The sequence below is a fragment of the Micromonospora sp. LOL_013 genome, from assembly GCF_048060315.1.
Taxonomy (GTDB): domain Bacteria; phylum Actinomycetota; class Actinomycetes; order Mycobacteriales; family Micromonosporaceae; genus Micromonospora_E.
The window spans coordinates 38367-52266 of sequence record NZ_JBHMIQ010000028.1 but is presented as its reverse complement, the minus strand read 5'-3'; the positions used below and the strand labels follow the sequence as shown (position 1 = coordinate 52266).

The 13900-nt window shown below is 71.4% G+C and carries 8 protein-coding genes; 5 read left to right on the top strand and 3 right to left on the bottom strand.

Annotation, left to right across the window (positions count from 1 at the left end; genetic code table 11):
• Window positions 1-73 precede the first annotated feature (73 nt).
• A complete protein-coding gene (locus ACFHWS_RS19290; RefSeq protein ID WP_416568709.1) occupies window positions 74-2380 on the top strand; it encodes a TIM-barrel domain-containing protein in 2307 nt (768 codons plus the stop codon).
• A gap of 17 nt (window positions 2381-2397) precedes the next feature.
• Here ACFHWS_RS19290 and ACFHWS_RS19285 read toward each other — a convergent pair whose 3' ends face one another.
• Genes ACFHWS_RS19285 through ACFHWS_RS19275 form a run of 3 tightly spaced genes read right to left on the bottom strand, consistent with a single transcriptional unit; the run spans window position 2398 to window position 6112 of the window.
• Entirely contained in the window at window positions 2398-3378 is a 981-nt protein-coding gene (locus ACFHWS_RS19285; protein WP_416555572.1) for a carbohydrate ABC transporter permease, read from the bottom strand.
• Entirely contained in the window at window positions 3375-4412 is a 1038-nt protein-coding gene (locus ACFHWS_RS19280; protein ID WP_416555574.1) for an ABC transporter permease, read from the bottom strand. Before ACFHWS_RS19280 ends, ACFHWS_RS19285 begins: the two co-directional genes overlap by 4 nt.
• 17 nt (window positions 4413-4429) lie before the next feature.
• A complete protein-coding gene (locus ACFHWS_RS19275) occupies window positions 4430-6112 on the bottom strand; it encodes an extracellular solute-binding protein (protein ID WP_416568708.1) in 1683 nt (560 codons plus the stop codon).
• 272 nt (window positions 6113-6384) lie between these two features.
• Here ACFHWS_RS19275 and ACFHWS_RS19270 point away from each other — a divergent pair, with 272 nt between their 5' ends.
• The 4 genes from ACFHWS_RS19270 (at window position 6385) to ACFHWS_RS19255 (ending at window position 13624) form a co-directional block, all read left to right on the top strand.
• A complete protein-coding gene (locus tag ACFHWS_RS19270; protein ID WP_416555578.1) occupies window positions 6385-7605 on the top strand; it encodes an ROK family transcriptional regulator in 1221 nt (406 codons plus the stop codon).
• 337 nt (window positions 7606-7942) lie between these two features.
• Window positions 7943-10924 carry a glycoside hydrolase family 3 C-terminal domain-containing protein gene (locus tag ACFHWS_RS19265; RefSeq protein ID WP_416555580.1) on the top strand — a complete coding sequence of 994 codons (2982 nt, stop codon included), beginning with the start codon at window positions 7943-7945 and terminating at the stop codon, window positions 10922-10924.
• 86 nt (window positions 10925-11010) lie between these two features.
• Entirely contained in the window at window positions 11011-12102 is a 1092-nt protein-coding gene (locus tag ACFHWS_RS19260) for a LacI family DNA-binding transcriptional regulator (RefSeq protein WP_416568717.1), read from the top strand.
• Window positions 12103-12115: 13 nt separating this feature from the next.
• Window positions 12116-13624 (top strand): pyridoxal-dependent decarboxylase, encoded by a 1509-nt coding sequence (locus ACFHWS_RS19255; RefSeq protein WP_416568707.1) that lies wholly within the window; start codon window positions 12116-12118, stop codon window positions 13622-13624.
• The last annotated feature ends 276 nt before the right edge of the window (window positions 13625-13900 follow it).

The window sequence follows — 13900 nt, the reverse complement described above, 5'->3', positions numbered from 1 at the left end:
AAACTAATTTAGTCGCCCCCAGGCCGCTGGTTCCACCAGGGAGCGTCGAGCCCCGGACCGACGAGGAGAGCCCATGCCGTACCGTCCGCCCCTGGTCCCCCATGAAACATTCGTGGCCGACCCGCCCGACCTGCCGGTCCGCGCGCCCGGCGAGGAGGGCTTGTCCGCGCTGGTCCGCGCCGAGTTGCTGGGCACCGATGCTGCCGGGATCACCTGCAAGGGCAGCACCGCCGACGGTGAGACGCTGACGGTCGCGGTCAGCGCCGCCGGAGAGGGGGTGATCCGGGTCCGGCTGAGCGCGACACCCGACGCCCGCAGCCGGTCGGCCCGGGCGCTGCCGCTGGTCGATCCACGCCCGTACCCGGCCACGGTCACCGTGGCCGGCGGCACGGTACGCGTCGACGCCGGAAAGGTCGTCGCCGAGCTGCGGCTCGACCCGTGGCATCTGCGGTTCCTCGACCGGCAGGGTCGGGTGCTGCTCAACCAGAACCGGGGCGAGCGCGACATCAGCGGCCGGCTGCGCACCCTGCCGTTCGGCCGGTCCCTGGTCGACGGCTCCGTCGCCGCGTACCACGAGAGCTTCGACGCGCCCGGCGACGAACGCTTCGTCGGGCTCGGCGAGAAGTTCACCCGGCTGGACAAGCGCGGCCAGCGGGCGCTGATGTGGAACTTCGACGCCTTCGGCAGCGAGTCGGACCGGTCGCACAAGAACGTCCCGCTGTACCTGTCCGACCGCGGCTACGGGGTGCTGGTCGACAGCGGCATGCCGGTGGAGTTCGACATCTGCTCCTCCACGCACAGCTGCGTGCAGATCCTGGTGCCGGACGACCTGATCGACTACTACGTGATCGCCGGCCCCACCCCCGCCGAGATCCTGGACCGCTACGACCGGCTGACCGGCCGACCGGTGCTGCCACCGAAGTGGGCGTTCGGCACCTGGATCTCGTCCGGCTTTTTCGTGGACAGCCAGGAGAAGGTCCTGGAGCGGGCCCGACGGATCCGAGCCGACCGCATCCCGTGCGACGTGCTGCACCTGGACTGCTACTGGCAGGCCGACGGCGCCTGGTCCGACCTGGCCTGGGACGTCACCAACTTCCCCGACCCGGCCGGCATGCTGGCCACCCTCGCCGAGCAGGGGTTCAAGGTGAGCCTCTGGATGAACCCGTACATCATGACCGGCAGCCCGGTCTTCGGGCAGGCCGACGCGGCTGGCTACTTCCTGCGCCGCCCGGACGGCTCCACCTACATCGCCGACGTCTGGCACGGATCCTACCCGGTCTGCGGGATCGTCGACTTTACCAACCCGGCGGCCACCGAGTGGTTCACCGGCCTGCTAGGCGACCTGCTGCGGCAGGGCGCGATGGTGTTCAAGACCGACTTCGCCGAAGGGGTGCCGGCCGACGCGGTGGCGCACAACGGGATGACCGGCGTCGAGCTACACAACGTTTACACGCTGCTGTTCAACGACGCGGTCGCGGCGGTCACCCAGGAGGTCGCCGGGCACGGCATGGTGTGGGCCCGGTCGTCGTTCCTCGGCGGGCAGCGGCATCCGGCCCAGTGGAGCGGCGACGTCAACGCCACGTACCCGGGGATGGCCAGCACGTTGCGCGGCGGGCTGTCGCACGGCCTGTCCGGCGTACCATTCTGGAGTCACGACGCCGGCGGCTTCCACGGCACCCCGACCCCCGACCTGTACGTGCGGTGGGCGCAGTTCGGGGCGTTCTCGCCGCTGGTGCGCTTCCACGGCACCACCAGCCGGCTGCCGTGGGACTTCCCCGACGACGCCGCGCGGGACGCGGTCGAGGCGATCCGGCTGCGCTACCGGTTGATGCCCTACCTCTACTCGGCGGCGGTCACGGCCGCCCGCACCGGTGCCCCGATGATGCGGGCGCTGCTGGTCGACTCGCCGGACGACCCGGCCGCGTGGGGTGCCGAACTGGAGTACCGGCTCGGCTCCGACCTGCTGGTCGCGCCGATGATCAATCCGGACGGGCGGCGGCACGTCTACCTGCCGGCCGGTGACTGGGTCGACCACTGGACCGGGCGGACCCACCCCGGCGGACGCCACCTGCCGGTCGAGACTCCGCTGGAGCGGATCCCGTTGTTCGTCCGGCACGGCGCGCTGATCCCGACGACCGGACCGGGAGACACCGTCGGCGACGGTCCGTTCGCCGACGTGACCCTGGTCAGTTGGGGCGGCGTCAGCGCCGAGACGGTCGTCTGCGACGTCGACGGCGACACCACGGTCCGGGCGGTACGCGACGGCGACACGTTGCGGGTCAACCTCGACGGGCCGCTGCCGGTCCGCCGGGTCGAGGTCGTCGCGGTGACCGGCACCGAGCCGCCGGCCACGGTGCTGCTCGACGGCGTACCGCTCTGACCAGCGGTGCCGGCCGGTCAACCCTTGATCGCGCCGGTGATGACGCCCTTGGTGAAGTGCCGCTGCACGAACGGGAAGATCACCACCGCCGGCAGTACGGTGATCACCACCACGGCCATCTTGACCGCCAGGGTCGGCGGGTACGCGGTGACCCCGGGGATGTTCACCGGCGCGCCGGTGACCGACGGCGACTGGCCGGCCAGGATGTAGCTCTGCAGCACCCGCTGGATCGGCCACTTGTCGTTGTCGTCAATGTAGAGCACCGCGTTGAAGTACGCGTTCCAGTAGCCGACGGCGTAGAACAGCCCGACGACGGCGATCACCGCCCGGGACAGCGGCAACATGATCCGCCACAAGATCCGGAACTCCCCGGCACCGTCGATGCGTGCCGCGTCGATCAGCTCGGCCGGCACGTTCATGAAGAACGCCCGGATCACCACCAGGTTGAACACGCTGATCGCGGTGGGCAGGATCAGCGCCCACAGGTTGTTCTTCAGGCCCAGCCCGGTCACCACCAGATAGCTCGGCACCATGCCGGGATAGATCAGGAAGGTGAGCAGGAACAGGAACAGCAACGGACGGTGCGCGACCGAGTCCTTGCGGGACAGCCCGTACGCCGCCAGCACCGTCAGCACCAGGCTGAACGTCGTGCCGACGACGGTGACCAGGGTGCTGACCCACACCGCCCGGCTGATCTGACCGCCGGAAAGGATGTTCACGTACGCCGACAGGTCGATCTCCCGGGGGATCACCACCATGCCGCCGGTGGCGTTGATGGTCTCCCGCGACGCGAGGCTGGTCACCAGGACCGACCACATCGGGAAGATCACGGCCAGCACCATCGTGGCGAGGACGAGCCCTTTGACGCCCTGGCCGACCGGGCTCGGCGGCTCCTCCCAGACCGGCCGGCCGACGCCGGGGCGCCGCCGTCGGGGCGGCTGGTTCACCGGGTCGAGCCTGGGTCGGCGCCCGGCGGCCAGCGTACGTGCGATGCTCACCTGGAATACACTCCCTGCTCGCCGAGGCGGTGGGCGAACTTGTTCGCGGCGATGATCAGCACCAGCCCGATGACGCCCTTGAACAGGCCGGCGGCGGCACCCATCCCCCACTGCTGCGGGATGATCGCCTGGTAGTAGACGTAGGTGTCGAGCACTTCGGCGGCCTGCCGGCCGACCGCCTCACGCTGCAGGATGAACTGCTCGAACCCGACGGTGAGCGCGTCACCGAGCCGCAGGATCAGCAGCAGGATGACGACCGGACGTAGCCCGGGCAGGGTGATGTGCCACAGCCGTCGCCAGCGCCCGGCACCGTCGGCCGCCGCCGCCTCGTAAAGATTCTGGTCGATGGCGCTGAGCGCGGCCAGGAAGATGATCGCCCCCCAGCCGACGTCCTTCCACACGGCCTCCGCGGTGACCAGCACGATGAACGTGTCCGGGTTGCCCATCACGTTGAGCGGGTTGAGCCCGGCGTCGCGCATCCGCTGGGCGACCAGGCCGGCCCCACCGAGCATCTGCATGAAGAAGGTCACCACCAGCACCCAGCTGAAGAAGTGCGGCAAATAGACGACGCTCTGAATGAACCCACGCACCCGGGTCGACAGGATGCTGTGCAGCAGGATCGCCAGCAGGATCGGCAGCGGGAAGAAGAAGACCAGCTGGAACGCGGTGATGGTCAGGGTGTTGATCACCGCGTCCCAGAACGCCGGGTCACGGAACAGGGTCTCGAAGTTGCCGAACCCGATCCACTCGCTGTAGACGAACGCCTCGAACGCGTTGTCGCCGACCCAGGGGTTGTAGTCCTGGAAGGCGATCACGTTGCCCAGGGTGGGCAGGTAGTGGAAGACCAGCAGCAGCAGCGCGGCCGGCGCGGCCATCACCAGCAGCGGCCAGTCGCGGCGCAGCCGGGCCCGCAGCGGCACGGTCCGTCGGCGGGTGCGCCGACCATCCGGGGTACGGCGTGACCGGCGGTTGCCGTCCGGGGTGGGCTGGTCCGGCGACCGCCGGCTCCGGCCGTCGCCGGATCCGGCGGTCACGGACGTTTCGACCGAGGTCATCGATCGTTGTCTTCGAGCGCCTTGCGGAAGAAGTCGCGGCCCTCGTCACCGCCGCCGCTGCGCCACTCGTCGATGATCTGGTCCAGGTCGCTGGTCGGTCGGCGACCACGCAGCACGTCGAGGATCTTGTCCTCGGTCGGCTGCAGCACCCGCGACAGGTTGGCCGGCAGCTCGAACTTGATCCCGGCCCACGGGTTCGGCTCCAGGTACTTCACCGTCTCGTTGGAGTAGTCCAGCAGGGCCTCGACGAAGCCGGGGACGTCGGCGGTCTGCACGATGGTCGGGTAACGCCCGACAATGAAGGTGTACTGGTCGGCGATCTCCTGCCGGCCCAGCTCGGTCAACTCCGGACTGCCGTCGGCGCTGACCGTGTGGTGCTGGTCGGCGACCCCGTACTGGCGCAGGTGGTACTCCTCGGTACCGAACGGCGCGGCGCACCAGTTGAGCACCCGCAGGATCTCCTCGACGCGCTCCTTGCCCAGCCCTTTCTTGATGAAGGTGTAGAAGATCGGCGTCTCCCCGCCCCAGGCGACCGGGGCGCTCTGCCCGTCGGCGGAGAAGATCGGCACCGGCCGCATGTCGAACGTCGGGGTGATCTGTCGCTGCTCCGAGTACATGCCGCGCCAGGCGCCGACGCCGTCCTCGTAGCAGACCATCTTGCCGCTGTTGAACAGCTGCTTGGCGTCGGCGGCGCCGCTGCTCTCCACGATGTCCGGGTGCACCAGCCCTTCGGCGAACAGTCTGGTGGTGAACTCCAGGGCCTCGCGGTACTCCTCGGTCTCGTACTTGAATTCCAGGCCGCCGCCGTCGGTGCGCCGCCAGCCGCCCTGCGAGCCGGGCACACCGTAGAACATCTGCACCATGTTGAAGATCGAGCCGAAGGCCCAGACGCCGTTGGCCGGATCGGTCATCGCCTTGCCGAACTCGTGCAGCTCCTCAATGTTCTTTGGGGCCTGCACGCCGGCGGCGTCGGTGAGGTCCCTGCGGTAGAACAGCGCGTACGGGAACGGGCCGTCGGTCGGCCACGGGACGGCGGCCAGCCGACCGCCCCAGACCGCGTACTGCCAGGCCCCGGTCGGGAAGCTGGCCAGGTGGGGGTAGGCCAGCGCGGCGTCACCGGCCAGGTGGTCGGTCAGGTCCTCGAACAGCGCCGAGACCGCGTCGGAGAACCGCGGAATCTTGTCGATCTCCCAGTTCGGGGCGCAGAGCAGGTCCGGCACGTCGCGGGCACCGAGAATGGCGCTCAGCTTGTCGGCGTAGGTGTTGCCGTCCTGGACGCTGAAGTCGATCGGCACGCCGAGCCGCTCGTTGACCGCCTGCAGGTAGGCGTTGCGGTCGATGCCGGGCGGGGTTGGCCCCCACCAGGGAGTCATCGCGGTGAGCGGTTCACCGCTGCTGCCGGGCGTCTCGGTGACCGCCCGGACCAGGTCGGTCGGATACGTCAGGTAGCCGTCGGCGATCGGGCGTACCCCGGCGATGTCCGGGGTGAGCAGCTCGACCGGCTGGTACCTGGGCAGAACCGCGCTGACCGCGTCGACGTCGGTCGCCGTGCCCTGGGTGCCGGCCGGCCGGCTGCAGCCGGAGAGAAAGCCGCCACCGGCCATCGCGGTGGCACCCAGGCCGACCAGGCCCAGGAATCGACGTCGATTGGTGGCCGCGCCCGCGAGGGATCGATCCACGGCGCGCTCCCTTCGTATCGGCGAGCCAGGCATCCCGGCGACGATGGGACGAACCAGCTCGAGATGGGGGTGTGGGGGTACGGTTTGCACGCTAGAGTTAGTTCGTCTGCTGACTAAACAAAGTAGCCGACGGTGACAGGCGCCACAAGGGAGGCCGACATGACGCGAACCGCCGGTGGCGGCCAACCCCGCGGTGACCGCCGCGACACGCCGGCCCGCCGGGCATCCGGCCCGAGCCACCCGGCCGGGACCCGGGGCGTAACGTGATCACCATGCGGAGCGGCCCGCAGCCAGCGGACCTGACCGACGTACGCGCCACCAACCTCGCGGTCGTGCTGCGCTACGTCCGAACCAACGCGCCCTGCTCCCGGGCGGACATCGCCGGTGCCACCGGGCTCAACAAGGCCACCGTCTCCAGCCTGGTCGCCGATCTGATCGACCGCCGCCTGGTCCGGGAGATCGGCCTCACCGAACACCGCATCGGACGCCCGGCCACCATGCTCGTCGTCGATGGCGACGCGTACGCCGCGATCGGCATCGAGATCAGCGCCGACCACCTGACCGCGGTCGCGCTCGACCTGGCCGGCGGTGAGCTGCTGTCCTGGCGACGCGCCTTCACCGGGCTGGCCGCCACCCCGGGCAAGGCAGCCAGCACGGTGGCCGCACTGGCCGGCCGGGCGGTGAACCGGGTGACCCGGCAGGGGCGGCAGGTCCTTGGGCTCACCGTCGGGGTACCCGGCCTGGTCGACCAGCAGGGCCGGGTCAGCCTCTCCCCCGAGCTGGGCTGGCGCGACGTCGACCTGCACGCCGATCTGGTTCGCGCGCTGCGCGGGCCGGCGTACGAGGTGGTGGTGGACAACGACGCCCAACTGGCCGCGCTCGCCGAGCACCGGCACGGGCCGTACGCCGGCACCGCGAACCTGGTGCACCTGACCGGCGGTGCCGGCATCGGCGCGGGGCTGGTGGTGGACGGACGGCTGCTGCACGGCGCGCGGGGGTTCACCGGCGAGGTCGGTCACATCCAACTGGATCCGCAGGGTCCGCCGTGCCGCTGCGGGGCGAACGGCTGTCTGGAGGCGTTGGCCGCCGTCCCGGCGCTGATCCGCCGGGTGCTGCCGGACGCCGAGGTCGACGGGCCGGTCGCCGACTTCGCGCCGGAGATCGACCGGGTACGGGCGGCGGCCCGCGCCGGGGATCCGGCGGCGCTCAACGCGCTCGACGAGGTCGGCCGCAACCTCGGCACCGGGGTGTCCATCCTGGCCAACCTGATCAACCCCGAAGTGGTGCTGCTCGGCGGCTACTACGTCCCGCTCACCCAGTGGCTGCTGCCGGCGGCCCGGCAGCAGCTCGCCGACCGTACGGTGGCTCCGGCGGCCGGTGGCACCGAGCTGGCAGCCTCCGATCTGGCCGGCGGCGCGGCGGCGATCGGCGGCGCGGCCCGGGCGATCGCCGCGATCGACAACGGCCGTATGCCGGCCCGCCCGACCGACTGACCGCACCGGCGGCCGCCGCCCGGCTGACCAACGGCCCACTGCGGCGACCCGGGTCGGCGGCGGCTGACATCAATTTTGTGCCGGGCAGCCCCTTGACCGTCCGTACTGATGGATGTCAACCTCAAAGGGCTCCACGGTTAACACGGCTGAAATCGTGTCGACAGTGGAGCGTTTTTGGGACGGTCATCGAAGCGCTTCGAGCCAGCGCTTCCCGGGCTGGCGGCCAACCTCCACCGCGTACCGACGCCTGCCCGTGATCCGGTGACCGCGGCGGTGCCCGCACCGCCGCAGCGACCCACACGGGTGCCCTTGCCGATCCCGGAAGGCGATCCACGTTATGAGCGACAGCACGTTCCGCGACCCCGACCAACCCGTGGCCGCCCGGGTCACCGACCTGCTCCGCCGGCTCACCCTCGACGAGAAGATCGCCCTGCTGCACCAGCATCAGCCCCCGGTGCCCCGACTCGGCCTGCCCGGCTTCCGCACCGGGACCGAGGCGCTGCACGGGGTGGCGTGGCTCGGCCCGGCGACCGTCTTCCCACAGGCACTCGGGCTGGGTTCCAGCTGGGACCCCGACCTGCTGCGGCGGATCGGCGAAGCGGTCGGCGACGAGGTACGCGCGTTCCACCACAAAGACCCCGTCGGCGTCGGACTGAACGTGTGGGCGCCGGTGGTCAACCCGCTGCGGGATCCACGGTGGGGCCGCAACGAGGAGGGCTACGCCGAGGACCCGTGGCTGACCGGGGTGCTGGCCACCGGGTACGCCAGCGGACTGCGTGGCGACCATCCCTACTACCTGCGTACCGCGCCGACCCTGAAACACTTCCTCGGTTACAACAACGAGACCGACCGGGCCACCACCAGCAGCAACCTGCCGCCCCGGGTGCTGCACGAGTACGAACTACCGGCGTTCCGCGCCCCGATCGCCGCCGGTGCCGCGGTCGCGGTGATGGCCGCGTACAACCTGGTCAACGGCCGGCCGGCACACCTGAGCCCGCTGATCGACGAGCAGCTGCGCCGGTGGACCGACGACGACGTCCTGGTCGTCGGCGACGCGGGAGCGGCCACCAACATCGCCGGCGCCCAGGGCTACCACCCGGACCACGTCACCGGCTACGCGGCGGCGCTGCGTGCCGGGATCGACAGCTTCACCGAGGACGACACCGACTCGCTGCCGACCGTCGCGCGGATCACCGAGGCGGTGGCGCGCGGGCTGCTCGCCGAACCGGACATCGACCGCGCGGTCCGCCGGATCCTCTCCGTCCGGATCCGGCTCGGTGAGCTGGATCCACCCGAACGCAACCCGTTCGCGACGACCGGCACCGATGTGATCAACTGCCCGGCCCACCAGGACCTGGCCCGGATCGCGGTACGCGAGTCGGTGGTCCTGCTGCGCAACGTACCGACAGAGTCCGGATCCGACCCGGTGCTGCCGTTGGACCCGGACCGGATCCGGCGGGTCGCGGTGGTCGGCCCGCTCGCCGACACCCTCCACACCGACTGGTACGCCGGATCGATGCCGTATGCGGTCACCGCCTGCGCCGGGCTGACCGCGCGGCTGCCGATGGCAACCGTGACCCACCACGAGGGCGTGGACCGGATCGCGTTGCGACTCGGCACTTCGGCGACCTACCTGCAGGCCAGCGGCGCGGCCGCCGGTGGACCGCTGCGGGCCGACAGCACGGCGCGCGGACCGCTGCGCGCGGTCGCGCCGGAGGCGGCGCCGCAGTGCTGCTTCGACGTGTTCGACTGGGGCGACGGGGTGGTTGCGTTGCGCAGCGTCGCCAACGGCCGCTACCTGGCCGCCGGCGACGACGGGGTGCTGGTCAACGACCGGTCCGGACCGGGCGGGTGGGTGGTCAACGAGACCTTCCGGCTGGTCCGCGCCGCCGACGGCCGCATGGCACTGCACCACCTGGCCCGGGACCGCTACGTCACGGTCGGCCCGGACGGGCTGCTGCGGGCCGAGGCCGCCAGCGTCGACACCGCCACCAGGTTCACCGTCGAGCTGGTCACCGATGGCGCCCGGGAGGCGGCAGCACTGGCCCACGACGCCGACGTGGCAGTGGTGGTGCTCGGCAACCATCCGATGGTGTGCGGGCGGGAGACCGAGGACCGGGTCGACCTGGCGCTACCCGGTGCCCAGGCGGCGCTGCTGCGGGCGGTCCGGGCCGCGAATCCGCGTACCGTGCTGGTGCTGGCCAGCAGCTACCCGTACGCGGTGGAGTGGGCCGACCGGCACGTCCCGGCGATCATCTGGTCCGCGCACGGCGGCCAGGAGTACGGCACCGGGCTGGCCGAGGTGCTCTGCGGGGACGCGGATCCGGGCGGCCGGCTCACCCAGACCTGGTACCGACGTACCGCAGACCTGCCCGACCTGTTCGACTACGACGTGATCGCCTCGGACGCGACCTACCTCTACTTCCGGGGGGAACCGCTGTACCCGTTCGGCCACGGTCTGAGCTACACCTCCTTCGACTACCGCGGCCTGCGGTTGTCGGCCACCGAGGTAGGTGCCGACGGCACGGTCGAGGTCAGCGTCACGGTGTGCAACAGCGGGGCGCGGGCCGGGACCGAGGTGGTGCAGCTATACACCCGCCAGCGGCACTCCCGGGTCAAGCAGCCGCTGCGCCAGCTGCGTGCCTTCCGCAAGATCAGCCTCGCGGCGGGGGCGCGGACCACGCTCCGGTTCCGCCTCGCCGCCGCCGACCTGGCGACCTGGGACGTCACCCGGGACCGACCAGTGGTGGAGAGCGCCCGGCACACCGTGTCGGTCGGCCGGTCCAGCGCCGACCTGGTGGCGACCACCACCCTGACCGTACGGGGTGAACGGATCGGGCCCCGCGATCCGCTGGCCGGACCGTTGTGGGCCGCTGACAACGACGACTACGCCGGCACGGCACCGGCCGACCATCCCGAGGGGCGGGACGCGGTGGGCGCGGCGGAGGACGGCGGTTGGATTGCGTTCACCGACGTCGACTTCGACTCCGGGCCCACCGCGGTCACCGCCCGCGTCGCGCACCGGCCGCCCCGGGAGGGGGCCGGAGCGGACCCCGGCGCCGCCGGCCGGGCGGCGGACGGGTCGACGGTCACCCTGCGGCTGGACGATCCGCTGGCCGGCCCGGTTGCCGGTACGCTTCCGGTACCGGCGACCAGCGGCCGCGACGACTGGGCCGAGGTACGGACGGAGCTGCACGGACTGTCCGGAATTCGAGACCTGTATCTGCTTTTCAGTACGGCAGGCGCTACGGTGAGCTACCTGAATTTCGCCGGGACCGCCACTGGCGGTCCGGCCAGGGACCTGGATGGAGGAGCCTAGTGTCAACTCCGTCACAGCCGACCGGCGCCGGGCCGGACCCCGCCGGGCCGGACCCGGCGCGGGACCGGGCCGGCAAGCGGGCCGACATGGTGACGATCGCCGACGTGGCCCGGCACGCCGGCGTCGCGGTCAGCACGGTGTCCTATGTGCTCAGCGGCAAGCGGGCGATCTCGGCGACCACCCGGGAACGCGTACTGGCCAGCATCCACGCCCTCGGCTACCACCCGCACGCCGGCGCCCGAGCGCTGGCCAGCCGCCGGGCGAACGTGATCGCGCTGGTGCTGCCGCTGCGCTCCGGGATGCATTTGCCGGTGCTGATGCAGTTCGCCACCAGCGTGGTCACCACCGCCCGGCAGTTCGACCACGACGTACTGCTGGTCACCGCCGACGAAGGCCCGGCCGGGCTGCGCCGGATCGCGGTCAGCGCCATGGTCGACGGCATCGTGGTCATGGACGTGGAGATGCACGACCCACGCGTGCCACTGCTGCGTGAACTCGAACGGCCCAGCGTGCTGATCGGTTTCCCGGCCGAGTCCGCCGGTCTGACCTGCGTCGACCTGGACTTTTATCGGGCCGGCGAGGCCTGCGTCGAACATCTCGTCACGCTCGGCCACCGGCAGCTCGCCCTGCTCGGAGCCCCTGCGGTGGTCTACGAACGGGAGACCGGCTTCGCCCACCGGACCAGGGCCGGCTTCACCGAGACGGCGACCCGCTGCGGCGTCACGGCGGTCGCCCAGCCGTGCGAGGAGAACTACGACGCGGTGCGCCGCGAACTGGCCGGGCTGCTGCACCGGCACCCGGGGCTCACCGCGCTGGTGGTGCACAACGAGGCGGCGGTCGGGCACGTCCTGGCCGCGTTGCCGACCCTGGGTCGGCGGGTCCCCGACGACATCTCGGTGGTGGCGATCTGCCCGGACGAGGTCGCCGAGCGGTCCGGTCCGGCACTGACCTCGGTGCTGATTCCGGCCGAGGAGGTCGGCCGGCAGGCGGTCAGCCTGCTGATGCGCAAGGTCCGGGGCGACGCGGTGCCGGCCGCCACGCTGCTCGACCCACGGTTGACCGTCCGGGCCAGCACCGGCCCCGCCGCCGCGCTGCCGGGCGCCGAGGCCGGAGATGCCGCCGTCGCAGGCACCGGGCCGGAGACGATGGTGGCACTTGCCCACCGTTCCGATTCCTGATCAACTCGACTGCATGGCAGGCGACGCATCCGCGCGGGGCATCACACCCGGCGCAGACACCACGGCCGGCGGGCACATGTCGGCGGACGAGTTCCGCCGGGCCGGGCACGCGGTGGTCGACTGGATCGCCGACTACTGGCAGACCCTGGAGAAACATCCGGTACGGCCGTCGGATCCGCCCGGTACGGTGGCCCGGGCGCTGCCGGTGACGCCGCCGGAGCACGGCGAGCCGTTCGACCGGATCCTCACCGACCTGGACCGGGTGGTCGTCGGTGGGCTCACCCACTGGCAGCACCCCGGTTTCTTCGGCTACTTCCCGGCCAACACCTCGGCGCCGAGCGTGCTCGGTGACCTGGTCAGTGCCGGGCTCGGCGTCCAGGGCATGCTCTGGGCCACCAGTCCGGCCTGCACCGAGGTGGAGACCGTGATGCTCGACTGGCTGGCCCAGCTACTCGAGCTGCCGCAACGGTTCCGGTCGGGCTCCACCGGTGGTGGCGTCATCCAGGACTCGGCGTCGTCGGCCACGCTGGTGGCCACCCTGGTGGCGCTGCACCGGGCCAGCGGCGGCACCTGGCGCACGGCGGGCACCGCTGCCGGCTACGCCGTCTACACCTCGACCGAGGGCCATTCGTCGATCGAGAAGGCGGCCCGGATCGCCGGGGTCGGCGATCAGGGCGTACGGCTGATCGACGTCGATCCGGTGACGCTGGCGATGCGGCCGGACGCGTTGCGCCGCGCCCTCGATGCCGACCTGGCCGCCGGGCGGCGACCGGCGATCGTGGTCGCCACCGTCGGCACCACCTCGACCACCGCTATCGACCCGGTCGAAGAGATCGGCGCGATCTGCACCGAGTACGGGGTGTGGCTGCACGTGGACGCCGCGTACGCCGGCGCGGCGGCGGTCTGCCCGGAGCTGCGCTGGACGCACGCCGGGCTGGAGCGGGCCGACTCGTACTGCTTCGACCCGCACAAGTGGCTGCTGACCGGGTTCGACTGCGACGCGTTCTGGGTGGCGGACCGGGCCGAGCTGGTCGAGGCGTTGACGGTGATGCCGGAGTACCTGCGCAACGCGCTCAGCGACGCGGGCGCGGTGATCGACTACCGGGACTGGCAGGTACCGCTCGGTCGTCGCTTCCGGGCGGTGAAGCTGTGGTTCGTGCTGCGCTGGTACGGCGCACAGGGGCTGCAGGCGCACATCCGTTCGGCGGTGGCGCACGCGGCCTGGTTCGCCGACCAGGTACGCGCCGACGACCGGTTCGAGATCGTCACGCCGGGGCCGTTCTCACTGGTCTGTTTCCGGTTGCGCGGCCAGTCCGACGAGGTCAACTCCGCCCTGCTGGCCGGGGTGAACGCCAGCGGCTCGGTGCTGCTGACCCACACCCGGGTGGCGGGCCGGTTCACCTTGCGACTGGCGGTCGGCGCGCCGCGTACCGAGCGACGGCACGTCGCCGCCGCCTGGGAGCTGATCGCGGACACCGCCACCGGGCTGCTCGCCGACCAGCAACGCCGCGACGACGGGTAGGACGAAACCCTGGCCGCCGAGCCCGATCAGGAAGCCGGCGGTCAGCCCGAGCGGGGTGAGGAACCGGCTGCGCAAGGGCCGGCTGACCCGCCGGGACGGGATCGGCCGGGCGAATCGGATCAGCAGGTACCCCCCGAGGGCCAGCAGGATCCCGGCCCATCCGACTCCGGCGAGCAGTCCGACGAGGGCGAATACCGGCAGCTTTCGCACAGCACACCTACTTGAGAGATCGAACCTATCGGCTTCGAATGCGGGGGCCGGTGCTGTTGTCAAGCA